The organism is Candidatus Palauibacter sp. (genome assembly GCF_965197445.1).
Classification (GTDB): domain Bacteria; phylum Gemmatimonadota; class Gemmatimonadetes; order Palauibacterales; family Palauibacteraceae; genus Palauibacter.
Window position 1 is genome coordinate 517,999 of record NZ_CBDANE010000005.1, and the last position, 24,748, is coordinate 542,746.

The window sequence follows — 24,748 nt, forward strand, 5'->3', positions numbered from 1 at the left end:
TGGGACTAGAAAACGAACTCCGCCGCGAACGTAATCGTTCGGAAGTTCGGATAGCCGAAGCGATCGACGCGATTGATGCCCGGATCCAGGAGTGGTCCGGCCGACCGACCGACCTCCGGGTCGTAGCCACGGTAGTCGGTGATCGTAAACAGGTTGCGTCCGATCAGATTGAGGGTGACCCGGTCGACGGCGCCACCGAGCAGGCGCTCGACAACCGTCCCGGAAAGCGTGTACCCGAGCGAAAGTTCGCGGATCTTCAGCCAGCTTCCGTCCTCGACGAACCATGAGTTCGTGCGGCCCACAGAATATAGTGCGGACGCGTATCCCACCGGCTTGTTCAATTCCAGCGGCTTGCCGGTCTGGTCCACATCCTCACCACGCAACTCTCGTAGCGCCCACTGCGCCGTCCGGTTGTAAATCGATTGACCGACGGAGGCGTCGAGCAGACCGTACACGCTCAGTCCCCTGTAGCGGAAATTGGCCGCGAAGGAGGCGTTGAAGTCCGGCGCAGTGGTCCCCAGCGGCAGGATGTCCGTCAGGTTGCACTTGTCCGAATAGTCGGTCGGGTTCCTGGAAACACACACCGGCGAATAATCACGAACCTTGATGGGGAAGCCCCAGCGATAGTCCTCCTCGCCGTCGTCCGTGGCCACGGCTCCCGACGTACCCCACAGCCTGTTACGGAACCCATCGGTGAACTCGGCGCCCCCCGTCCAGACGAGGAGCCCGTCGTCGTTCACTCGGAAGTCAGAAGTACAAACGGGTCCGCTGACGCCGATCGGCGCGAGATCGGCACAACTCGCCGCCCACGAGTCCCCCCATACTTCCCCGAGCGGACGCCCCTCGGAGACACGGAACATCCTCTCCTGAGTGAAGTCAGGGATGTCCAGTCGAGAGATCACATGCTGCGTTCGGGCCCAATCCAGGCGGAATTGCAGGCCGATGTCCCGGTTATCGATGGCCATGTACCGAAGCGATACCTCGTATGAGTCGGCTTCGATCTCTCCTGCGTTCGTCCACTGGGTCCGGAAGCCCTTGAATGCGGGTTGCGGGGCAAGGAGGATCTGGCCGTCCGTTGTCCTCCACGCATACGTCAGGTTGACACCCAGACCCCCGAAGAGCACGAAATCAAGGCCCGCTTCACGCTCGGTAGAAAGTTCCGGTCGCAGGGATCGGTTCCCGAGGTTGAGCGGCGAGTTGGGCGGGTTCCGGTAGCCCGTAAAGAGGTTGTATGTTTCGTATTGGGCAGCGAAATTGGGCCGCCCCCCTGCCGTGCCGAGTGAGAAACGCAACTTGAGTTCATCGATTACGTCGCTGCTCCAGAAACCCTCCTCTGAAACGCGCCAGGCGATCGAGCCACGATAGTACGTGTGCCACCGCTCGTCCGATCCGAACAGCGACGAACCGTCGCGCCGGACCAGGCCGTCGAGGATGTAGAGGCCCCGATAGTCGACGCCCGCGATGCCGAGTACCCCCTTCCCTCGGATCCTGCGAAGCTCGTTGTGTGCGGTGGTCTCTCCGAGGATCGCGCCGAAGTTGGGTACATCAGGCACGGAGAAGCGGGAACCCGACGCCCCGTGCGACTCGTAGCGCTGATCCTCGAGCAGGTAGCGAGCGCTCGCGCCGACCAACAAGTCGCCGCGCATGAACGTCTTGCGTGTGCCCACACCCGCCGAAGCGTTGACGGCCTCGGCGGTGAAGTTGAACTCGCGCAGGTAGCCGTGGTTTAACGGACCTGGTGTGGCGCCGGCCGGCGGCGGGCGCTCGTTCCAGGGTCGGATCGTGTAATCACGGAAGTCCGTGCGGTCGAACGACGCGTCGGCCTCGAGCGTCAACCAGTCGAGGCCCGCTGGAGAATAGTCGAGGGCAAGCGACGCCATCGTCCGCGTCCGCTGGTCACGGCTGTCGTTCACGGCGAGGAGATAGAGGGGGTTGTGTTCGATGGCATGCGGGTCCGCCCGAGCATCCGGGTAGCCGTCCCAGGGGTCGATCACGGTGAGATCCACCGCCGGCGACATGAAAGTCAGTCGTGAGAACGCGCGCGCCTCCGCCGCCCTGTCGTCCTGGTCCGCACGTGAGTAGAAACCGCTGACCGCGATGTCCAGATCGCCGAACCGCTTGTCGACATTCAGGCGTACGTTCTGGCGTTCATAGCCCTCATCGTGGGGGACACCAACTTCGAGAGCCGGGAGTCGCCGGGAGACACGATCCGCATTGAGTTCGGCCAGGTTCTCGATGCACTCCGAGCAGCTCACGATGCCGCTCTCCCGAAAGTGGTCCAGGCTTATCCGGAAGCTTGAGGAAGCCGTTCGCTCCGACAGGGCTGCGTAGAGATCCAGGGTCTCGCCGGGGTCGAAGAACGCCGCCAATTGGTCGTTCAGTGGGTGCGGAAACGGCTGGTTCGCAAACGCCGTCGCCGTCGTCGCGGGCTCGTCCGGGTCTATCTGGTTGGTTAGCTGAGCGGAACCGAAGCCGGGACGGTTCAGGTCACGGAAGTCTACCTGCTGGCCCTCACTGTCGATGAACTTTGTCCCGGCGCGGTTCATCTGGTACGGATGGGAACGCACCAGGCCCACGTCCCCCACCAGATCGCCAAAGCCGTACTCGCCCCGAACCGTGAGTCGTGACGAATTCGGCGGGAGATCCGCCCCGCGCTTCATCGCGACCAGGATCACCCCGTTCTGTCCGTGCGATCCGTACAACGACGCTGCGGCTGCTCCCTTCAAGATCTCCACGTAGTCGACGTCCAGCGTCCCGATATCGGCGAGCGTGGCGTTGTCGGACTGGATTACGCCATCGATCACCACGAGGGGTGCCATCGATCGACCCTCTGTATTGATCGATCCCGGCCCGCGCAGCGCAATCGACGACGCCTCGCCGGGCTGGCCGTTGCCGGAAATCACCGACAGGCCCGCCACCTTGCCGGCGAGCAACGAGGAGACATCGGTCGCCGAGACGGGAAGGTTCTGCGTCGAGAGCCGTTCCACCGTGAACGGAAGCGGGGTCTGGTCGAGGCTGAAATCCACGGTGACGACCCGGGCGGCGATCACGGACACGGACTGCGAAAGTTCCTGATACCCCGCAAACCGTACCGACACGGTGGCCGACCCCTCCTCAAGTCCCTCGAGCCGGTATCCGCCCTCGATCCCGGTGTGTGTCTCTACAGACGTGCCCTCGGCGAACACTCGCGCCCCAACCACCGGAAGCAGCGACCCGGCGTCGGTCACGGTGCCGCTAATCACGCCCTGCCCGGCCAGGGGGGCGACGCCCACCAACAGCCAGAAGCTCGCCGTCCTGACGGTTCGAATGTTCGCGCTTCTCCAACGCCTTGGCCGACCGGAGACCATCAGAATCCTCTCGGTGTCCCTGCATCAGCAGTCCATACCGACAACGGTCGAACACAGGGGTCTGCGACGACTGACACTCGGGAGATGGTCCCGCGCCTCGCCTTGCGCCGTCGCGATCCGGGATCGAACGTGGCCTTGTATCCCGGAGCCTGTTCCCGCACCGCGCCGCCGCTGTCGTCCCAACGACGGCCGGGGAAGGAGATGTCCCAAGTGCCCGATCGCAGGGAGTTTCTGAGCTTGGCCGGAGTCGGAGGCGGGAGCGCGCTCCTCGGCGCATGCGCCGGGCAGGGCGCCGGATTCGGGACCGTCAGCGCGGGGAGCGAGAGCCTCGACCCGACCGCTCGCGCCCTGCTGAATGAGTTGCGCGAGATTCCGGTCGACGACACCCATTGTCACCCGCTGACGTTCGACGACGCCCAGACGGATCCGGACGAGTTCGTGGAACGGCTGGCTCTCTCCGCCTTCCCCATGGACCGCTATTTTCCGGTCGGCGTCTACCAGCGCTGGCGGTCCTCCGACGCGGCGGCGAGAAGCGAGCTCGACGCCGAGTACGATATCGCCGCCATCCGGGCCCGCGTCATCGAACAGGCGGGGGAGACCGTCTTTCTCCGCTATCTCGTGAAGGAACTCGCCGCCTTCCTTGATTGCGACGCGACCCTCGAGGCCGTGCTGGAGGCTCGCAACGACCGAGGCCGGGACTACGCGAGCTATCTCGGGGCCATGTTCGCCGACGCGAACATCGAGAACGCGATGCTGGACATGGGCTATCGCGAGGGCATGGATCAGGACGGCGTCGCCCGCTTCAAAGCCGCGATCTCACCCACGCGCGGCCGCCACATTCTGCGCGTGGACACCATCCTGGGCGGGCTCATGAGCGAGGACCTTGACCTCGACCTCGACGAGATCGAGACCCGGATGATGGCCGAGATCGAGGCCGGCCTCGATGGAGACGGCAATCTTGGAGCCCCCTCCTACGGGATGAAGTCCTACCTGCTGCCGCGGCTCGGGCTGCTCAAGCCGCTGTTCGACCCCGCTCCGGCCCGCCGCTCGTGGGACCAGTTCCGCGCACGGCGCGCCCGCGGGGAGGTGCCGGCCGGCGACACTGTCGACCGCGATGAGTATTGGCAGCTGCAGAGCGAAGCCCTGCGCTATCTCCACTCACTGGCGCTCGAGGCCTGCCTGGAGCGCGACATGCCGATGCAGTTCCACGCCGGGGATGGCGAGGCGCCGCGCGGCATCATGCGCAATCAGGACCCCTTCCTCATGGAGGAGATGGTCCGCTTCGAGCGTCACGACGTCATGCGCATGCCCCAGGTCATCCTCATCCACGCCGGCTACCCCCTCATCGGCCGCGCCGCCTGGCTCACCCACCTCTACGCAAACTGCCATTTCGAGCTGTCTCTCGCCGCGCCGCTCATCCACCACGGCATGCTGCGCATGTTCCTCGAGGTGATGGAGGTGGTCCCCTTCTCGAAGATCCTGTTCGGGAGCGACGCCTATCACCTGCCTGAGTTCTACTGGCTGGCCGCCAAGTGGGGACGACGGTTCCTCGCACAGGCGCTCGGCATTTACGTTGACGCGGGGATCCTGAATCGGGACGAGGCCGTGGCGGGCGCGCGCATGATCCTGCACGAGAACAACCGCCGCCTCTACCATCTCGACGGCTGACTGCACCTGAACGATCGCAGCAAGATCAGCGGAGGACACATGAAGACGATCGCCCGCGCCATCCGAAGCGCTCTGACCGCGCTCTCGGCGCTGATTCTCCTGTCTACAGCGGCGGAGGCCCTGCAGGCGGGCCAGATGGTCGGAGGGCCGGATCGGGGCCCGGAGGAAGGCAACGGGCCGTACGACCGGCTCATCATCCGCGGCGCCACCGTGATCGACGGCACCGGCGCGCCCCCCATCGGACCGATGGATATCGTCATCGAAGGCAACCGCATCGTCGATATCGTCGGCGTCGGCGTCCCGCACCGACCCATCTCGGAGGAGCGCCGGCCGGGACTCACCGTCGAGGGGAACCCCGACGCGACGGTGTACGAGATCGATGCCAGCGGCATGTACGTCCTGCCGGGGTTCGTGGATCTCCACCTGCACACGGGCGGCGTCCCCAAGGCACCCGAGGCGGAGTACACGTACAAGCTCTGGATGTCGCACGGGATCACGACCGGCCGCGGCGTCGGCTTCGGTCCCTATGACTGGACGATCGAGGAGAAGGCACGCAGCGCGGCGAACGAGACCGTGGCCCCTCGCATGTGGGCCTACCCCTTCACCGGCGCGGGTGGTGAGGGTTGGGATCGCAGGATCGACACGCCGGAGAACGCGCGCGCCTGGGTGCGCTACGTGAAGGAGACGGGCGGCGACGGGCTCAAGCTCGGGGCGCACCGGCCCGAGATCATGGAGGCGCTGCTCGACGAGGCCGCCCAACTCGGCCTGGGGAGTACGGCGCACCTGAACCAGATGGGCGTTGCGCAGATGAACGCGATCGACGCCGCCCGCATCGGCCTCGGTACCGTGACGCACTTCTACGGACTGTTCGAGTCGCTGTACAGGGACCACGACGTCCAGCCGTGGCCCCCGGAGATGAACTACAACGACGAGCAGCACCGCTTCGGCCAGGTGCCGATGCAGTGGAACCTGATCCACGAGCGCGGCAGCCCCGAATGGAACGCCTTTCTGGAGGAACTCCTCTCGTACGACGTCACCCTGGACCCCACGATGACCGCATATCAGGCCAGTTGGGACGTGGACGACCAGATGTACGCGCCGTGGCACGAGAACTACACGCTCCCGACGCTGTGGGAGTTCTACGAGGCGAACCGGGAGGACCACGGCTCCTACTACTTCGACTGGACGACGTGGGAAGAGGTCGCCTGGCGCGATTTCCTCGAGGTGTGGCACGACCTGCTCAACGACTACAAGAACATGGGCGGCCGCGTCACGGCGAGTTCGGACGCCGGCTACATCTACAATCTCATGGGGTTCTCGACGATCCAGGAGATGGAACTTCTCCAGCACGCCGGGTTTCACCCCCTGGAGGTCATCCGCGCCGCGACCATGCACGCCGCCGAGACGCTGTTCAAGCCGACGGGCCGGCCGATCGAGTTCGGCGTCGTGCGGGCGGGCCTGCTCGCCGACCTCGTGATCGTGGAAGAGAACCCGATCCGGAATCTCAAGGTCCTGTACGGCACCGGGGCGCGGCGCCTGAATGATGAGACCGGAGAGGTCGACACGGTGGGCGGGATCCTCTACACGATCAAGGACGGCATCGTCTACGACGCGAAGCAACTGCTCGCCGACGTCGCCGAGATGGTCGAAGAGCAGAAGCGCGCCCGAACCACCGCGACCGACAACGAGGATAGATGAACGAGAGAACGGAGACGGCAACGCTGGCCGGGGGGTGCTTCTGGTGCCTCGAGGCCGTGTATCAGTTGCTTGACGGTGTAGGAACGGTGAAGTCCGGGTACGCCGGGGGGCATAGCGACAACCCGACGTACCAGCAGGTCTGCACGGGGCGCAGCGGGCACGCCGAGGTCGTCCGGATCAGCTTCGATCCGGACACGATCACCTTCGACGATCTGCTGGATATCTTCTTCACGATCCATGACCCGACAACGCTGAACCGGCAGGGCGGGGACATCGGAACCCAGTACCGCTCCGCGATATTCCATGAGAGCGAGCAGCAGCGGGTCGCGGCCGAGCGGAAGATCGCCGAGATCACCGCGGCCGGGATCTGGCCGGACCCCATCGTGACCGAGATCGCGCCGCTGGAGACGTTCTATCCGGCGGAGCGGTATCACGACGACTATCTGCGCCGGAACCCGACCCAGCCCTACTGCCAGGCCGTCGTGGCGCCGAAGGTCGCGAAGTTCCGCCGCCAGCACCTGCAGCGCCTGAAGCGCGGAGCCGGCGTCTGACCGCAGCCGCCGCGTCGGGAACCGCTCCACGGTGACGACTCCGGCCCACGCCGCTCTCAGCCTGCTCGTACTTGGCCGATCCGAGCGCAACGCCTTGCCGGTCGTCCTCGGGGCCGTCGCCCCGGACTTCCCGATGCTCGTCTTCTATGTCTGGGAGAGACTGGGCCGAGGGGTGTCCGAGGGCCGGATCTGGACCGAGCGGTACTTCGATCCCGGCTGGCAGATCGTATTCGACATCCCGCATTCGATCGCGATTCTCGTTTTCGCCCTGGGAGTCGTGGTGCTCGTCTCCAGGCGCCCGACCTCCGGACGGCCGGGATCGGGGGTTGCCCCGCCGCGAGGACCTCTCACGGCTCCGGGTCTCTTCGTGGCGAGCATGATCATCCACGCGCTGGCCGACCTCCCGCTGCACCGCGAGGATGCGCATCGGCATTTCTTCCCCTTCAGCGAGTGGAAGTTCACCAGCCCCGTGTCGTACTGGGATCAAGCCCACTACGGCGGGTATGCGGCGCTCGGCGAGGTCGTGCTCGTGCTGGCGGTCTCCGTCTTCCTGTTCCGCCGATATCGGGGGCGGGGCCGCTGGATCGTGGGAGCCGTCGGCGGCATCTACACGCTCTTCATCGCCTTCGCAATCGTGATGTGGTCGGGGACTTGAGCCGAATCGGTCGGTTCCCGCTCGGGGCGCGAGTGCGACTCGCGGACCTCGCGATCGATCCCTATCCGATCCTGGCGGAACTCCGGGGAGCCGAGCCCATCACCTGGGTTCCGGAGATCGAACGCTGGTTCCTGACACGCCGCGACGACATCCTCGCCGTTCTCCGGAATCCGGATCTGTTCACGACGGATGCGCCGTCCACGATCCGCGACGTGTTCGGCGCCCACATGATGACGACGGAGGGTCCGACGCAGATCCGCTACAAGCGGAAGTGTCTGCCCCCGTTCCACGCTTCCCGAATGGAAACGGCCTCGCTGCCGCCCCTGCTGGCGGATCCCGCTGTCCGAGACCCGTCGCGTGAACGAGTGGTACGAACACTTCGCCCGGGCGCTGGCCAACTTCGAGGGCGATCCGGACGTGCGGAGGGCCGGGAAGCGAGCGGCGAACGCCTTCGGGCACGCGCTCGAGCCGTGACGCCCTGCATCGGGCGCTCGAGGAGACGCTGCGCTGGGAACCCGCGGTCCAGTCGGCCGCCCGCCACGCGACCCGCGACACGGAGATCCGGGGCGTCCGCATCGCCAAGGGGGAAGTGGTCCACTGCATGCTGGGCGCCGCAAACCGGGATCCGGCGCACTTCGAGGCCCCGGACCTCTTCAACGTGAGACGCCCGAACGCGGGCGACCACCTGTCGTTCGCCGTGGGCCGGCACTTCTGTCTGGGGGCCCCCCTCGCGCGGCTCGAAACCCGGGTCGTGCTCGAGACGCTGTGGGCCCACTGCCCCGGGCTGCGCCTCGACCCGGAGCGCCCGAGCGCCCCCTGCGGCTACGAGTTCAGGAAGCCGAACACCCTCTGGGTGGAGTGGGATGCCTGACGGTCGTCAGCAGTCTGCCCCGCAGTGGGCCTCGACGAGGCGCGTCAGGATTCCCATGTAGTCGCCCCACGGCGTCTGGGCGTCCGGCACCGTCTTGTGCGCGACCACCATGTCCAGTGACGGGATGACCGTGATGAACTGCCCGTAGGCGCCCCGGCCGCTGTACGCTCCCTCGAACCCCTCCGGCACCGCGGGGCCGTCCCACACCCACCACATGTAGCCGTAGCCGAACTCACCCCCGCGCAGCCCCTCCGGGTTCATCTCCTCCGAAGGCGTGACCACGCTCGTGATCCGTTCGGCCCAGCCCTGAGGCAGCACCCGCTCGTCCTCCCACACGCCGCCGCGGAGCATGAGATGGCCGATGCGGGCCATGTCCCGTGTCGAGAGCGTCATGTGGTACGCGAGGTTCCGAGACCGCGACGCGTCCCCCGACTTGCGATGAATCGACCGGTCCCAGTCCTCGAACCCGAGCGGCAGCACGAGGTCGGTCTCCAGCGCGTCGTAGATGTTGCGGCCCGAGAGCTGCTCGAAGACGGCCCCGGACGCGTTGAAGTCCCAGTTGCTGTACAGGTAGTAGGTGCCGGGTTCCTGCGAGCCGCGGGGCGGCGCGTCCGCGAGGTTGTCCCCGGCGTTCGACGCCGGATGGTAGATGCCGGAACGGGCGGTCACGAGGTCGAGGACGCGAGCCCGCTTCTCGGTCGGGAGGAGCCCCTGCACATCGTCCATCCCGAGATCATCGAGCGTTAGTTCGAGATCGATCGTCCCGTCCTCCACGTAGTTGCCGTACAGCATGGCGAGGATGCTCTTCCGGACCGATGCCAGATAGCTGAGCGAGTCGACGGGTCCGTGCTCGAACAGCACGCGCCCTCCGACCGCGGCCATGACGGCCGAAGTGTTGATCCCGTCCACATATGGGTGGATCGCCTCCAGCCCCTCGGCCGAGTACCCCGCGGAAGCCGGATCCGCGATCCGCTCCCACGACGCGCCCGGATAAACAGCCTCCGCGCCGCTCTCCACGACCGGTGCCGGCGAGCAGGCGAACCCCACGCCCAGCGCGAGAACAAGCGTCCACAGCGGCACCGTCCGTCTTCTGGCCACATGCCCCGATCGACCGCCTCGGTTCAACATCGCAGACCTCCTCCGACGCTCTCGTCGCGCGAACTTCGGCGCGGTTTCCGTGTCTCACGACATATGATACCGATATAGATAACGGGAAGGATGTGGACCGTGAAGAACATCACCATCAGATTGCCCGATAGTATAGAGCGATGGCTGCGAATAAAAGCTGCGGAAGATGACCTCACCGTCTCCGACTGGATCTGCGAACTACTGGAGCGTACCCGCCGACGGGAGCGCAACTACAAGATCGCCATGAGGAGCTACCTCACCGGCAAGCCGGACAACATCGACCGGCCGGGCGAAGGCGGGCCGGCCGGAGAGGAGTTGCATGACGGTCTCGGACCGGAGGCCGCATGACCCACATGAAGCGAAGGAGTTGGCGATGCCGCGACTGGAGGCAGTGTACCGTGCCCGTTCGAACCTCGTCGCGGCGCTGCTTGCCGTGAGCGTCCAAACCGCCGGCTGCGCGGCGGACGGGTCCGAACCCGCCGCCGCCCCGGCCGGGGTCACGCCCCCCGTCGCGCGCGTGATCCCGGAGCAGCTCGAGACGCATGGGCACACTCGCATCGACAACTACTACTGGCTCAACCAGCGCGAGGACCCCGCCGTCATAGAGTACCTGGAGGCGGAGAACGGCTACACCGACGCGCTGATGGCCCACACGGAAGGTCAGCGCGAGGCGCTGTTCGACGAGATAAAGGGCCGGATCAAGCAGACGGATCTGTCCGTGCCGGTGAAGGAGGGTGACTACTTCTACTACACCCGTACCGAAGAGGGGCGCGACTATTCGATTCATGCGCGGAAGCGCGGGTCGCCGGACGCGGAAGAGGAAGTGATCCTCGATGTCAACGCGCTGGCGGAAGGCCACGACTACTTCGCCGCCTTCCCGGAGGTCAGCTCCGCCGGCGACATGATGGCGTGGGCCGAGGACACGCGGGGACGCCGGATCTACACCATCCGGATCAGGAATCTCGACACCGGGGAGACCTACCCGGAGACGATCGAGGACGCCTCCGGTAACATGGTGTGGGCCGAAGACAACCGGACGCTCTTCTACGCGCGGCGCGATCCCGGAACCCTCCGTTCATACCAGATCTACCGGCACCGGGCCGGGACCGACCCCGCCGACGACGTACTCGTCTATCAGGAGGACGACGAGGAGTTCAGCTGCCGCGTCCGCAAGACCAGGTCGAACCGGTACCTCGTCATCTCCTCCTCCCACACGCTGGCGGACGAACACCGCTTCCTCGACGCGCGCGACCCCGAGGGCGAGTTTACCCTCTTCCTGTCTCGCGACCGGAGCCACGAGCACGGGATCGATCACCTCGGCGACCACTTCTACATTCGGACGAATCTCGACGGGGCCGCAAACTTCAAGCTCATGCGGACCCCGGTCGGCAGGACCTCCACGGACCAGTGGGAGATGGTCGTGCCGCACCGGAGAGATGTGTTCCTGCAGGGGTTCGAGTTGTTCCGGAACCATCTCGTGATCTCGGAGCGCGAGGCCGGACTCACCCGGCTGCGCGTGCGCGCGTGGGACGGGGACGAGCACCAGATCGCGTTCGACGAGCCGGCCTACCTCGCCTACCTGTCGGCCAACCCCGAACTGGACACGAACGTCCTCCGCTTCGGGTACACGTCGCTCTCCGCGCCGCGCGCCGTCTACGACTACGACATGTCCACCCGCGAGCGCACGCTGCTCAAGGAGGACGAGGTGCTCGGCGGCTACGACCGCGCGGACTACGTGGTGGAGCGGCTCCACGCCCCCGCCCGCGATGGCGCCGTGGAGGTACCGGTCTCCCTCGTCTATCGTCGGGGCCTCGAGAGGGACGGCGACAATCCGCTCCTCCTCTACGCCTACGGCTCCTACGGGGCGAGCATGGAGCCCACCTTCTCGTCCACCCGCCTCAGCCTCATCGACCGCGGATTCGTCTACGCGATCGCGCACATCCGGGGTGGGCAGGAGCTGGGCCGGGCCTGGTACGAGGATGGGAAGATGTTCAACAAGAAGAACACCTTCACCGACTATGTGGACGTGGCGGATTTCCTGATTGCCGAGGGCTACACGAGCCCCGAGAAGCTGTTCGCTCGCGGCGGGAGCGCGGGAGGGCTGCTGATGGGGGCCGTGGTGAACATGCGGCCGGAACTGTTTCGCGGGGTGATCGCCCACGTCCCGTTCGTGGATGTCGTGACCACGATGCTGGACGAGTCGATTCCGCTGACGACGTTCGAGTGGGACGAATGGGGCGATCCGGGAGAGCTCGAGTCGTACCGCTACATGCTCTCCTACTCACCCTACGATCAGGTGGAGGCGAAGGACTATCCCAACATGCTCGTCACGACGGGACTCCACGACTCGCAGGTGCAGTACTGGGAGCCGGCGAAGTGGGTCGCGAAGCTGCGCGCGCTGAAGACGGACGAGAACCGGCTCCTGCTCAAGACGCACATGGACGCGGGGCACGGCGGCGGCTCGGGCCGGGACCGCGAGTACGAGGAACTGGCGTTCGAGTACGCCTTCATCCTGGATCTGCTGGGAGAGACCCCCACGCCGCGGTGACCCCGGGCTGCTACGGCATCGACGCCTGGGCCCGGACCCACTCCGCGGCCTGGCGGTGCGTCCCGAACCACACGCCCGGCTTCGAGCGCATGTGCTCGATCAGCTCGCGCAGGATGACGATCCGGGAACGGTGCCCGATGTAGTGCGGGTGCATGGTGAGGAGGAACATCGTCCCCTCCTCGTACGCGACGTCGAACTCGTCCTTGTAGACCTGCAGTACCTCCCGCGGGCTCGCGTAGCGGTCGCCCAGAGGGTTGAAGAGCGGCGCGTCGTCCAGAATCCAGTCGACCGGGAGTTCGACGAGGCCGGTGGGCTGGCCGTTCGCGTTGATCTCGTAGGGCCGGTCGTCGGCCATGAGCGACGAGTCGTACAGGAAGTCCATCTCGAGCAGCAGGTCGAGCGTCGCGTCGCTGAAGTTCCACGACGGCGCGCGGTAGCCGACCGGGCGCTCACCCACGAGTTCCGTCATGCGCTCGACCGCCATGCGCAGGAGTCGTTCCTCCTCTTCGCGGGGGAGGGTGGCGTTACGCTCGTGGATCCAGCCGTGGATGCCGATCTCGTGGCGGCCCGAAGCCTGGATGCGCGGAATCTGATGCGGCGCCAGGCTGAAGCTGAGCGCGGGGCCGAAGAACGACGCCGCGATGCCGTGCTCGTCGAGCAGGTCCACCACGCGGCCGAGGGCGACGCGCGACCCGTATTCTCCCTGCGAAAGCCCGCCCACGTTGGTGTCGCCGTTCCTCAGCCACACCGTCTCGTTGTCCACGTCAAAGGAGAGCAGTACGGCGACGCGGTTGCCTCCCGGCCACGAATCCGGGTTGAGGTCGCGGCCGGCGCGTACCCGGTTCACGGCCTCGTTGACGCGCGCCTCGGACCAGCGCCACGGCGGGTCGTCCGCCTCCTGCGCGACGAGTGGCGGCGGCGAAGTCCCATAAAGCGCCGCCATACCGCAAAGCGCCAGGGCGAGGCCCCGGAAGATGGGTCGGGTCTGGGCGGTCATCGCATTTCCTCGGTTTCGGTGGTCATCTCAAGTCTTGACGCTTATTTTTACAGATTGCTTACGAATCGGGCGGTCGGCGCCGATTTCGTTCGGCGCGGGAGCCCGTCCCTGTATCCGTGGCTCGTCGCCGGGAGCCGACCTCCATTGAATATGGCGGCTGTGAGTTATGGCGACTACAGAAACAGAAATCAGATCGTTGGACCTGAGTGCACACGGGATCACCGTCACCCGCATCAAGCGGAACCCCTCCGTCGATGAGATCTACGCTGATGCCCTGAGCGGACGCGAGCCCGGTGCCGTGAAGGCGGCCAACGGGGCGCTCGTGGCCTTCTCCGGGGCCAAGACGGGGCGCTCGCCCAGGGACAAGCACGTCGTGCGCGACCCGGAGACCGCGAACGACGTGTGGTGGGGTCCGGTCAACTTCCCCCTCGAGCGCGAGAGCTTCCGGCGGAACCGGGAACGCGCGCGGGCTTTCCTGAACGCGCAGGACGTGCTCTATGTGATCGACGGCTTCGCAGGCTGGGATCCCGAGTACCGGCTTCACGTCCGGATCATCTGCAGCCGTCCGTATCACGCCCTCTTCATGTACAACATGCTGATCCGCCCCACGCCTGCGGAGCTGGCGGAGTTCGGCGAGCCCGACTTCGTCGTCTACAACGCGGGCCAGGAGGCGGCGGACCAGTCCGTACACGGCGTCACGTCTCCCACGAGCGTCGACCTCTCCTTCGCCGACAACGAGGCCTGCATCCTGGGCACGGAGTACGCGGGAGAGATGAAGAAAGGCGTCTTCACGGTCATGCACTATCTCATGCCGAAGCGGGGCGTGCTCTCGATGCACTGCTCGGCGACGGCCGACCCGGAGACCGGGGCCTCGTCGCTCCTCTTCGGTCTGTCGGGGACGGGGAAGACGACGCTGTCGGCCGATCCGAACCGCCTGCTCATCGGCGATGACGAACACTGTTGGACCGATTCGGGAATCTTCAACATCGAGGGCGGCTGCTACGCGAAGACGATCGATCTCTCCGAGGAGAAGGAACCCGACATCTACCGGGCACTCCGCTACGGGGCTGTTCTCGAGAACGTGGTGCTGCGGGACGATGGCAGCGTGGACTGGTCGGACTCGTCGATCACGCAGAACACGCGGGGCAGCTATCCGATCGAGTTCATCTCGAATGCCAGGGTTCCGTGCGTGGCCGGACACCCGACCGACGTCATCTTCCTCACCGCGGACGCCTTCGGGGTGCTGCCGCCGGTGAGCCGGCTCACGCCCGAGCAGGCCATGTACCACTTCATCAGCGGATACACCGCCAAGGTTGCGGGCACCGAGGTCGGCGTCACCGATCCCGAGGCGACGTTCTCGCCCTGCTTCGGTGGACCGTTCCTCGTCTGGCACCCGGCGAAGTACGCCGAGTTGCTCGCGGACCGGATGCGGGAACACGGAGTGGCGGTGTGGCTCGTGAATACGGGGTGGAGCGGAGGGCCGTTCGGTGTCGGTTCCCGTATCGATCTGCCCTACACGCGCCGCATGGTCGATGCGATTCACGAGGGTGCGCTACGTGACGCGCCGACCGAGCCGGACCCGGTGTTCGGCATCCACGTCGTGACCGAAGTGCCGGGCGTGCCGCGCGAGATCCTGCGCCCGCGCGCGACCTGGGCTGACGGTGCGGCGTACGATGAGAAGGCCCGCCACCTCGCCCGTCTGTTCCATGAGAACTTCAGAAAATACGAGGACGACAGCCCACCGGAGGTGTGTGCGGCGGTCCCCACGAGTTAAGGAGGACGTCATGCGGCGATGTCGCTGGATGTTGATGGTGGGCCTGGCCGTATTGGTGGCCGGGTGTACGAGCGGGCAGCGCGAGGCCCCGCAGTTTACGAGCGCTTCGATGACCGGTGCCGTCCAGGCGGGTAACGGCAATGGAAACCCGACTCCGCTGTACGGAAACCTGGGCCCTCACTCGCGCCGGATCGCCACGGAGTCCAAGCAGGCGCAGGCCTACTTCAACGAGGGCCTGCTCTTCATGTACGCCTTCGGCACGTCGATCGCCGAGGAGTCGTTCCGGGCCTCACAGGTGGAGGACCCGGAGTGCGCGGCCTGCTACTGGGGCGAGGCGTGGTCGCTCGCGCCGTACCTCAACGGCGGCATGTCTCCCGGCAACGAGCGGTCCGCCCACGCCGCCATCCAGAAGGCGCAAGAGCACAAGTCGAGCGCGACCGAGGTCGAACAGGCGCTGATCGACGCCTTCGCCGTGCGCTTCGAGGCCGACCCCGAGCGCTCCCGCCGCAAGATGCTCGACACGCTCTACGCACGGGAGATGGACAAGGTCGCGGCGCGGTACCCTGACGACCTGGACGTTCTCACCCTGCAGGGCGAGGCCTGGCTGCTGCTGCGGCCCCGTCGCGGCGACGTCGATCTCGATGCGGACGACGTGCAGAAGATTCTGCCCATCCTCGAGACCGTGCTGGCGCGCAACATCCGCCACCCCGGCGCGTGCCATCTCTACATCCACCTCGTGGAGGCGTCGCCGAATCCCGGACTGGCCGAGGAGTGTTCGGATCACCTCGGGAGCCAGATCGCGGTGAGCCACATCCACCACATGCCGACCCACATCTACATGAACATCGGCCGCTGGGGCGACGCGGTGCGGGGCAACCAGCAGGCGTGGCACGCCGACCAGAAGGCCGAGCACGGGGGGCCTCCCGGAGTGTACCCGTCCCACAACCTCCACATGCTGCTCAACGCAGCGGTTATGGACGGACAGAGCGCGGTGGCGATTCAGGCTTCGAAGGACCTGGCCCGGCATCGCGGCCCGTGGGCCGCCTACATCCCCCTCACCTACGCGGCGTTCGGCCGCTGGAGCGAGATCCTCGCCGGTGACGGCCCGACGTCGGACGAAGCCATGGAGCTTGTCGCGTGGAGCTTCTCGCGCGGGCTCGCGTACCTCCGGATGGGGCACATCGACGTCGCGGCCGACCACCTCCAGGAGATCGACGACGTCCTGGCGGACGCCGACCCCGGGGCCACGTTCCGCTACAGCCCGCTCGCCGACGTCGTCGCGCTGCCGCGTTCGATCCTTGCAGGCGAGATCCTGCACGCCCAGGGCAAGGTGGACGAGGCGATCGCGGCCCTCGAGACGGGCGTGATGAAGGAGGACGGGCTCATCTACTCCGAGCCGCGGGCGTGGCACATGCCGGTCCGTCACACGCTGGGTGCGATCCTGCTCGAGAACGACCGCGTGGCCGAAGCGGAGCAGGTGTACCGTGATGCGCTGAACGATCTGCCGAATCAGGGCTGGGCCTGGTTCGGCCTCATACAGGCGCTGGATGCACAGGAGAAGACAGCCCAGGCGCAGGAGGCCCGGCGCGAGTTCGACCGTCACTGGGTACGGGCGGACACGTGGCTGCGAAGCTCGCGGTTCTGATCCCGGACGCGACCGCATGATCAATTTCTCGCCGCCCGAGAGTCCGCTCAGAATCAGCTGCGACGGGGACTTCGACATCTCCCGGGCGGTGACGGCCCCGCCGCCCGATGCGCCGCAGACAGCCGAAATGAGAGCGGAGCTCAAGCGCACGGTGCGCGAGATCTCGCGGCTGCAGCGGCGTCTCTACGCGCACAAGCACTACGCGATGCTGCTCGTGTTCCAGGCGATGGACGCGGCCGGCAAGGACTCGACGCTGCGGGCGGTCATGACCGGCGTGAACCCGGCCGGGTTCCAGATCTACAACTTCGAGGCCCCCTCAAACGAGGAAGTGGACCACGATTTCCTATGGCGGACGACGCTCCGCCTCCCCGAACGGGGCCGGATCGGGATCTTCAACCGCAGCTACTACGAGGAAGTCCTCATCGTACGGGTCCACCCCGAGTTCCTCGACCGGCAGAAGCTCCCCCGGCGTCTGCCGATCATGGAGCGTTGCGAGGAACGCTACGAGTCGATCCGGGACCACGAGACCCACCTGGCGCGGAACGGGACGGTGATCCTGAAGTTCTGGCTCAACATCTCGAAGGAGGAGCAGGCCCGCCGTTTCCTGCGCCGCATCGATCGCCCCGACAAGAACTGGAAGTTCAGCCGCGCCGACATCGAGGAGCGGCAGCACTGGGACGACTACATGGCCGCATACGAGGACGCGATCAACGCGACCGCCCGCCCCTGGGCCCCGTGGTACGCGATTCCCGCCGACTCGAAGCCCTGGATGCGGTTGCTCGTGGCCCGGCTGGTGCGCGACCAACTTGCCACCCTCGACCTCACACATCCCACGCTCCCGGACGACGAACGTGCCGAACTCCAGGACTACCGCGCCCAGCTGGCCACCGAACTGTAGCGACGGTGACGGCACTGCTTCGGAATCTTGCGTCAGCTGGAGCGGGTCCTGGACCCGAACAACGATCGGATACAGCTTGGCACGCTGATCGGAGCCGCCGAGGCGCTCGGGCGGCGGCTCCGAATCGAGCTCGTTCAGATTTAGAGTCTCGCCAGTCTCCGGGACGTTCCCGCGGGAACGTCTTCTGGCGATGGGCTTCGGGCTTCCCGGGGAGTCAGCGGATGGTGGGGCCGCCGGTTCGGTTGTCGGGGACGAAGCGGTTCCGGGCCGGCATGTGGGTGTCGACGACCGTGGCGGAGTCGACGACCGCGTCGGCCGGCAGCAGGTCGTTGAAGTAGAGCATGGCACCCACGACCGCGTAGACCTCCTCGTCGGTCATCGTTCCCGGCAGGTCGAAGGGCATGGCGCGACGGGTGTAGTCGAATAGCGTCGTCGCGTAAGGCCAGTAGTTGCCGACGGTGGAGCGCAGGCTCCGGTCGTTCGCGAACGGGAACTCGTCTCCAGGTATCCGGCCCGCGATGATGTCGTTCGGTCCCTCACGCCCCGTCGGCCCATGGCAGAGTATGCAGCGGTGCCTCACCCAGACTTCGAGTCCCTCCTCCACCGTGCCCTGTCCAGGCGGCAGGCCCGCCCCATCGGGACCGATGTCGATGTCCCACGCGGCGATCTGCGATTCCGCCGCGGGTGTGCCGAAGCCGTACACGGCCTCGGCCGCGCCGGCCCGGCCCGCGCTCCCCTCGCCGGGAGTGGCCGGGACCATCGTTACGGTCGGGCCGTCGGCTGGGTTGCCGTCCGCGCCATCGCCCGCGCCGCAGGCCACAAGAACCGGGAGCAGGGCCGCCAGCGCCGTTAGCCGCCGTACCGTCGTTGCGCGGCTCATACCGGCGCGAAGGCGATCGAGCCGTCGCGGGCGACGCGCCAGCCCCGGATCGCATTGGAGTGGTAGCGCGTGCCGGGGCCGCGGGCGTCGAGCACCTGCTGGCGCACCGGCTGCGTGTAGCCCGTCTCGTCGGTTGCCCGACTCAGCAGATGGGCCGGGCCGCCGTCCCACTCCCAGCTGTAGCGGAATCGAGTGGTGCACTTGGGCAACACCGGCTCCTGGAGCACCGCGTCGTGCCACGAGTCGCCGCCATCCGTGCTCACTTCCACCCGCTCGATCAGACCCCTGCCGGTCCAGGCGTAGCCGGAGATCTCGACGAATCCGGGCTCCGACAGCCGACGCGGATAGGTCGGGTACGTGATGACCGACTTCGCATCCATCACGAACGAGAACTGCCGCGCCGTCCCGTCCGGCAGCGGATCGGTGTATTTCGAGGTCTCGTCGCGGAACATGGAGGGCCGGTCGGACAACTCCAGCCGCCGCACCCATTTCACGCTCGCGTTCCCCTCCCACCCGGGCAGGAACACCCGCGCGGGGTAGCCCTGCTCGGGCCGGATCGCCTCGCCGTTCTGGGCGTACGCGATCATGGCATCGTCCCAAGCTTTCTCCATCGGGATGCTGCGGCCCATGACCGCCGCGTCGGAGCCCTCCGCGAGGAACCAGGTCGCGTCCGCGTGCGCTCCCACCTCCTCGAACAGCGTCGAGAGCGCAACGCCGGACCACTCGCTCGTGCTCAGGAGGCCATCGATCGACTGCGGCGTGTTCTCTGGATTGGGCGACGGGGCGTAGGCGCCGCCACCGTTCCCCGAGCACTCGATGAAGAGCAGCTTTGAGACCTGCGGAAAGCGCTTCAGATCGTCGAGCGTGAACAGCGTGGGCCGGTCGACCATGCCGTGGATCAGGAGGCGATAGCTTGCCGGGTCGATCTGCGGGATCCCGTGGTGGTGCCGCTCGAAGTGGAGGTCCGCCGGCGTCACGATCCCGTGCAGGTCCTGAAGCGGCGTGCGCGAGGAGCCGCCCATCGATCCCGACAGGAGCTTGCGGGGCGTCTCGTGCGGTGACCGCGAACCGACCACGACCGGCCGTGCGCCCGGGACCTTCGTCGGATCGGGCGCGTCCTGAACGACCAGCCCGCGTGTGGCGCCCGCGGTGATCGCCGTACCCGCGGCGGCGGCCGCCCCGGCAATCAACGCTCGCCGGGTGAGGCCCGAACCCTCGGGCGTCTCGAGGTCGTCCCGGGGTCCGTCCTCGGGAATGCGTTCTCCGTTTCGGTCCTTCACATCGCCTCCGTTGCCATCGGTCTCAGCCGCCACCTCGTGCACCGCGCCGCACGGCGGCCCCGACGAGAGTCGTCCCGTTCAGGCCGGGCAGCAAGGGCGACCGGTCCTCACTGGGACGCGTGCCACTCCTGCAGGATCTCCGCCTCCCGGTCCGCCGGGAGTCCCGGCCGCATCTCCGCTTGGCGCTCGGGCGTGCGGGAGAAATGGAAGTCCAGCGTCGCCTGCGTCGTGTCCGCCAGCGACCGGAACGTCAGGCCGTGGGCCACTTCATTGGAGAGATCGAAGCGCGCGAAGCCCTCGGACCCCGGCGTTGGGGGCCGCCACACCGGCATTTCCGCGTACGGCCGCACCCCGCGCTCGGCGAGAAACTCACGCGGCACCCAGGTGAACGTCGCCTCGGCGGTCGTGACGGCGCGGATCCCGTACAGGAGTTCCGCCATCGGCCGCGGCGTCGCGGGACCCACGAGGTTGAAGATGCCCGTGTGCCCCTGGTCGGAGGAGAGCGCCATGAAGTCGCCCAGATCGCGCACATCGATGATCTGGACCGGGTCCGTCCCGTCGCCGGGAGACAGCACCTCGCCGCCGCGATGGATCCGGACGGGCCAGTACGTGAAGCGGTCGGTGGGGTCGTCGGGTCCGATGATGAGGCCCGGACGGAAGATCCCGTACCGCTCAGGGAAGATCCGCATCACTTCGCGCTCCGACTCCGCCTTCGCGAGGCCGTAGGGGAGCTGCGTGATGTCCGCCGTGGCGCGGTCCACGCCTGCGGTCTCGTAGGTATAGGACGGCACCTCCGACGTCATCGGCACCGTGGAGTGGCTCGCGTATGCGGACCGCGACGAGACGTAGTAGAAATACTCGACCGAGTCACGCAGGAACTCCGCGATGCTCGTCACCCAGTCGGGGCGGGAGGTGGAATTGTCGATGACGACGTCCCACGTCCGACCCCGCAGCGACTCGAAGTCTCCGTTCCGGTCCCCGACGAGTTCCTCGACGCCTTCGAACATGCCGGGGCGGTTGCCGCGGTTGAAGATCGTCACCTCGAGTCCCTGGTCGAGCGCCGACCTCACCTGGTAAGGGCCGATGAAGCCAGTCCCGCCCAGGATGAGCAGCTTCCCCCCGCCGCCCGAGGTCTGGGGTGTGGCCGCGGGGCCCGAGCACGCGGCGGCCGGGACCCCGAGCCCGAGGGCGGCGCCCGCGGCGGCCGTGATCTTCAGAAAATCGCGCCGGTTCGAATCGGTGGACATCGTGACTCCTTGTTCCTGGTCGTGGCTGATTAGGTCGTTCCCGCTGCGTCTCAGTTCGCCGTTCCGTCCAGCAGCTCGAAGATGCGGAGCACCGCGACCGGATTCGCGCCGGGGCCGCTGATCCCGCCGAAGTTGGCCGCGTGCGCCGTGAGGTCGATGCGCGCCGCCGCGTCTTCCGGGCTCACCCCCTGGCCGTGGAGTTCCACGGACTGGTCCCAGAGGTCCCGGAGGTACGCCTGCAGGTGGTCGATCCGCTCCCGGTCCTGGTACGGCGCACCGTGTCCCGGGATGATCCAGTCGAAGTCGAGAGCCTTCACGCGTTCGAGTGTCTCTATCCACTCGTTCACATAGCCGTCGCCCATGTAGGGGAGGCCCCCGGTGAGCATGTCCCCGGTGATGATCACGCCGTCGTCGGGCAGGTACACGATGACGTCGCCTTCCGTGTGCGCGCGTCCGAAGAAATGGAACTGGATCTCGCGTCCGCCCCTGTAGAGCGTGAGCCGCTCCGAGAGCGTCGTGTTGGGGGCTGTGGGGACGACCTCCTGCAGCTGCGCGTAGTAGGTACGCTGCGCTTCGAGCGCGGCTTCCAGTTCCGCGCGCGCCGCCGCGTCGCTCAGCGTGTCCAGCGTGGCCTCCATCTGCTCGATCCGGTCGGGGATACCGCCTACGAAGAGGTCGTAGGACCGGCCGGAATTCGACCGCCCCTCCGCGATCGCCGCGCGCGTCGCCTCGTGACTGATGATCTCGACCTCGGGCGGATACACCTGATTCCCGTGGGCGTGATCGAAATGCCAGTGCGTGTTCGCGGCATAGCGGACAGGCCTGTCGGTGAGGCTGCGCAGATCCTCGATGAGAGCGTTCGCCGCCGCGGGGGAGATGTGGGAGTCGACGAGCAGCACGTCGGCTTCGTTCACGACGACGCCGGCGTTCGAGCCCACGACGAGGTCGCTCGCTCCCCGCGCGTGATAGACGCCCGGCACGACCTCGGTGAACTCGAAATGGACAGCCTCGCCGGTGGGCCCGTCGTCCATCCCCGCCTCGTCCGCGCCACCTGCTTCGCCTCCCGGGCCGCAGCCCGCCCCCAGCCATCCGGTCGCGAAGACGCCGACCAGAAGCGCCAGGTGGCGGCGGGTCGTCCATCTTGCAGTCGCCATGCAGCCTCCCGGGTGCAAGGCCGGATCCGGAGGTCCAGCCGCGGAACAGAGTCGAACACGAAACGGATGCAAGATGTCGGCGGACTCCGGCCCCGAAAAGACGCTACCGTTACGGCCTCTCGATCCCCAACCGCCCCGGCAGCCCGGCCAGGTACGCGCGCACCTCCCGTTCCACGTCGCTCAGCCCTCTTCCGGCCGCGGGCCCTGCCTCCCGGAGCCCGGCATAAAGGTCCACCGCCGCATCGAGGCTCTCAAGGCAGGAAGTTGCGTCCCTGCAAGCGACGGTTCGGCCGAGTTCCGAGGCGAAAGCCGGGACCCGCGACTCGATCTTGTCGGTGAGATAGTGGACCCAAGGAACGCCCGGTGCCGGTTCGGCAGCCACGCCCACTGCCCAGCCATCCGTCAGGCGTTGATCTCGTGCGCCTCGCCCGACCCGCGCGGCACCCGGATGCGGTCGACCAGCCCCTGCACCTCCGGGGGCGGCGGCGGCGTAAACCGCGAGACGATGCTCGCCACGGTGAAGTTCACGGCCATGCCCAGCGAGCCGATGCCCTCGGGGGAGATCCCGAACCACCAGTTTTCCGCCACATTCGCGGCCGGATTCACGAACTTGAAGTAGACGATGTAGGCCGCCGTCAGCGTGATGCCCGATACCATGCCCGCGATCGCCCCCTCACGATTGAGCCGTTTCGAGAAGATGCCCAGGATGATGACCGGGAAGAACGAAGCCGCGGCGAGTCCGAACGCGAACGCGACGACCTCCGCCACGAAGCCCGGCGGGTTGATGCCCAGATAGCCCGCCACGACGACCGCCAGCCCGGCGCTCACCCGCGCCGCGACGAGTTCCCCCTTGTCGCTGATGTCCGGCCGCCAGTTGCGTTTAAGCAGGTCGTGGCTGATCGCCGTCGAGAGTACGAGCAGGAGCCCGGCCGCGGTCGAGAGCGCGGCCGCGAGCCCGCCCGCCGCCACCAGCCCGACGACCCAGTTGGGCAGTCGCGCGATCTCCGGGTTCGCGAGCACCATGATGTCGCGGTCGATCGTGAGTTCGTTCTGCACGGGGGCGCCCGCCGCGTCGACCGCGTCCGGCCCCACGTACTGGATCAGCCCGTCGCTGTTGTGGTCCTCGTACGAGATCAGACCCGTCGCCTCCCACTTCGTGAACCAGTCCGGCATCTCCGCATACGGCTCGTCCGTCACCGTGTTTAGCAGGTTCGTCCGCGCGAACACCGCCACCGCCGGCGCCGCGGTGTAGAGGAGCGCGATGAAGACCAGCGCCCAGCCCACGCTGATCCTCGCGTCCCTCACCCTCGGCACCGTGTAGAAGCGGATGATGACGTGCGGAAGCCCCGCCGTTCCGACCATCAGCGCGGCCGTGATCGCGAGCACATCGAGCGTCGATTTCGTGCCGTCCGTGTAGGCCGCGAACCCGAGTTCCTGATGCAGACCGTTGAGTCGGTCCAGCAGGTAGGTCCCGGTCTCCTGCTCCGCCGCCCCGAACCCGATCTGGGGGATGGGAATGCCCGTGATGAGCATCGACAGGAAGATCGCCGGCACCGTGTACGCAAAGATCAGCACGCAGTACTGCGCCACCTGGGTGTACGTGATCCCCTTCATCCCCCCCAGCACCGCGTAGAAGAACACGATGCCCATGCCGATGACGACGCCCAGCGAGATGTCGATCTCCAGAAAGCGGCTGAAGACGATCCCGACGCCCCGCATCTGGCCCGCGACATAGGTGAAGGAAACGAAGATGGCGCAGATCACGGCCACGACGCGCGCGGTCTGGGAGTAGTAGCGTTCGCCCACGAAATCGGGCACGGTGAAGGCGCCGAACTTTCTCAGATAGGGCGCGAGGAGCAGCGCCAGAAGCACATACCCGCCCGTCCACCCCATGAGGTAGACCGACCCGTCGTATCCGAGGAACGAGATGATCCCGGCCATGGAGATGAAGGAGGCGGCCGACATCCAGTCCGCCGCCGTCGCCATCCCGTTCGCGAGGGGATGGACCCCCTTGCCGGCCACGTAGAACTCGCTCGTCGTGTGGGCCCGCGACCAGATCGCGATGCCGATGTAGAGCGTGAACGAAAACCCGACGAGCGTCGCCGTCCACTGGAGTACCGTCACGTCACAACCTCCTCGTCACGCTCATCGACATCGAACTCCCGGTCGAGCCGGTTCATGAGAAAGACGTAGACGAAGATCAGGACGACGAAGACGTAGATGGACCCTTGCTGCGCGAACCAGAACCCGAGCGGGAAGCCGGTTCCCGGGATCCGGACCGCGTCCAGCGCGTCCGCGAACAGGATGCCGGCCCCGTACGACACCACGGCCCATATCGTGAGGAGCGCCCACACATAGCGGAGGTTACGGCGCCAATAGTCGTTCATGTGCCTTCCAGTGTTCAGCC

19 protein-coding genes are annotated in these 24,748 nt (G+C 66.8%); 10 read left to right on the forward strand and 9 right to left on the reverse strand.

The features are described 5' to 3' along the window. Positions 1-5: 5 nt before the first annotated feature. Entirely contained in the window at positions 6-3,272 is a 3,267-nt protein-coding gene (locus ACN9M6_RS09515) for a SusC/RagA family TonB-linked outer membrane protein (RefSeq protein WP_419162691.1), read from the reverse strand. Positions 3,273-3,557: 285 nt separating this feature from the next. Between ACN9M6_RS09515 and ACN9M6_RS09520 the strand changes: the two genes are divergently transcribed. From ACN9M6_RS09520 to ACN9M6_RS09540, 5 genes are all read left to right on the forward strand, one after another. Beyond that, positions 3,558-5,015 carry an amidohydrolase family protein gene (locus ACN9M6_RS09520; RefSeq protein ID WP_419162692.1) on the forward strand — a complete coding sequence of 486 codons (1,458 nt, stop codon included), beginning with the start codon at positions 3,558-3,560 and terminating at the stop codon, positions 5,013-5,015. A 39-nt stretch (positions 5,016-5,054) separates the two neighbouring features. Next, the gene (locus ACN9M6_RS09525; protein WP_419162693.1) at positions 5,055-6,713 is read left to right on the forward strand and encodes an amidohydrolase family protein; all 1,659 of its coding nucleotides are present in this window, start codon (positions 5,055-5,057) and stop codon (positions 6,711-6,713) included. Further along, complete coding sequence (gene msrA / locus ACN9M6_RS09530; RefSeq protein WP_419162694.1) at positions 6,710-7,264, forward strand: peptide-methionine (S)-S-oxide reductase MsrA; 555 nt, start codon at positions 6,710-6,712, stop codon at positions 7,262-7,264. The genes ACN9M6_RS09525 and msrA overlap by 4 nt, the downstream gene beginning before the upstream one ends. 31 nt (positions 7,265-7,295) lie before the next feature. Beyond that, positions 7,296-7,919: a hypothetical protein gene (locus ACN9M6_RS09535; protein WP_419162695.1), complete on the forward strand. Its 624-nt coding sequence runs from the start codon at positions 7,296-7,298 to the stop codon at positions 7,917-7,919. Positions 7,920-8,421: 502 nt separating this feature from the next. Beyond that, complete coding sequence (locus ACN9M6_RS09540; RefSeq protein ID WP_419163737.1) at positions 8,422-8,790, forward strand: cytochrome P450; 369 nt, start codon at positions 8,422-8,424, stop codon at positions 8,788-8,790. Between the two features lie 6 nt (positions 8,791-8,796). Here ACN9M6_RS09540 and ACN9M6_RS09545 read toward each other — a convergent pair whose 3' ends face one another. Beyond that, positions 8,797-9,918 (reverse strand): serine hydrolase domain-containing protein, encoded by a 1,122-nt coding sequence (locus tag ACN9M6_RS09545; RefSeq protein ID WP_419162696.1) that lies wholly within the window; start codon positions 9,916-9,918, stop codon positions 8,797-8,799. Between the two features lie 99 nt (positions 9,919-10,017). Between ACN9M6_RS09545 and ACN9M6_RS09550 the strand changes: the two genes are divergently transcribed. Both ACN9M6_RS09550 and ACN9M6_RS09555 read left to right on the forward strand, forming a co-directional pair. Next, positions 10,018-10,266, forward strand: coding sequence for a hypothetical protein (locus ACN9M6_RS09550; protein WP_419162697.1), 249 nt, complete (start codon positions 10,018-10,020; stop codon positions 10,264-10,266). Between the two features lie 25 nt (positions 10,267-10,291). After that, positions 10,292-12,466, forward strand: coding sequence for a S9 family peptidase (locus ACN9M6_RS09555; RefSeq protein WP_419162698.1), 2,175 nt, complete (start codon positions 10,292-10,294; stop codon positions 12,464-12,466). 10 nt (positions 12,467-12,476) lie between these two features. On the opposite strand, the gene ACN9M6_RS09560 is transcribed toward ACN9M6_RS09555, so the two are convergent. Continuing rightward, positions 12,477-13,463, reverse strand: a complete 987-nt coding sequence (locus ACN9M6_RS09560) for a polysaccharide deacetylase family protein (protein ID WP_419162699.1) — start codon at positions 13,461-13,463, stop codon at positions 12,477-12,479. 187 nt (positions 13,464-13,650) lie between these two features. On the opposite strand from ACN9M6_RS09560, the gene pckA reads away from it, so the two are divergent. The 3 genes from pckA to ACN9M6_RS09575 are packed head-to-tail and all read left to right on the forward strand — an operon-like array spanning position 13,651 to position 17,780. After that, positions 13,651-15,237: a phosphoenolpyruvate carboxykinase (ATP) gene (pckA, locus tag ACN9M6_RS09565; RefSeq protein ID WP_419163738.1), complete on the forward strand. Its 1,587-nt coding sequence runs from the start codon at positions 13,651-13,653 to the stop codon at positions 15,235-15,237. Positions 15,238-15,247: 10 nt separating this feature from the next. After that, on the forward strand, positions 15,248-16,882 hold the full coding sequence (locus ACN9M6_RS09570) for a tetratricopeptide repeat protein (protein ID WP_419162700.1): 1,635 nt from the start codon (positions 15,248-15,250) through the stop codon (positions 16,880-16,882). 16 nt (positions 16,883-16,898) lie between these two features. After that, positions 16,899-17,780, forward strand: coding sequence for a PPK2 family polyphosphate kinase (locus tag ACN9M6_RS09575; RefSeq protein WP_419162701.1), 882 nt, complete (start codon positions 16,899-16,901; stop codon positions 17,778-17,780). 214 nt (positions 17,781-17,994) lie between these two features. On the opposite strand, the gene ACN9M6_RS09580 is transcribed toward ACN9M6_RS09575, so the two are convergent. The 6 genes from ACN9M6_RS09580 to ACN9M6_RS09605 form a co-directional block, all read right to left on the reverse strand. Next, positions 17,995-18,660, reverse strand: coding sequence for a c-type cytochrome (locus tag ACN9M6_RS09580; protein ID WP_419162702.1), 666 nt, complete (start codon positions 18,658-18,660; stop codon positions 17,995-17,997). After that, entirely contained in the window at positions 18,657-19,940 is a 1,284-nt protein-coding gene (soxC, locus tag ACN9M6_RS09585; protein WP_419162703.1) for a sulfite dehydrogenase, read from the reverse strand. Before soxC ends, ACN9M6_RS09580 begins: the two co-directional genes overlap by 4 nt. A gap of 107 nt (positions 19,941-20,047) precedes the next feature. Then, entirely contained in the window at positions 20,048-21,187 is a 1,140-nt protein-coding gene (locus ACN9M6_RS09590; protein WP_419162704.1) for an NAD-dependent epimerase/dehydratase family protein, read from the reverse strand. 50 nt (positions 21,188-21,237) lie between these two features. After that, complete coding sequence (locus tag ACN9M6_RS09595; protein ID WP_419162705.1) at positions 21,238-22,341, reverse strand: MBL fold metallo-hydrolase; 1,104 nt, start codon at positions 22,339-22,341, stop codon at positions 21,238-21,240. Positions 22,342-22,743: 402 nt separating this feature from the next. Then, positions 22,744-24,465 (reverse strand): sodium:solute symporter family protein, encoded by a 1,722-nt coding sequence (locus ACN9M6_RS09600; protein ID WP_419162706.1) that lies wholly within the window; start codon positions 24,463-24,465, stop codon positions 22,744-22,746. Next, a complete protein-coding gene (locus tag ACN9M6_RS09605) occupies positions 24,462-24,728 on the reverse strand; it encodes a DUF4212 domain-containing protein (protein WP_419162707.1) in 267 nt (88 codons plus the stop codon). The genes ACN9M6_RS09600 and ACN9M6_RS09605 overlap by 4 nt, the downstream gene beginning before the upstream one ends. Between the last annotated feature and the right edge of the window lie 20 nt (positions 24,729-24,748).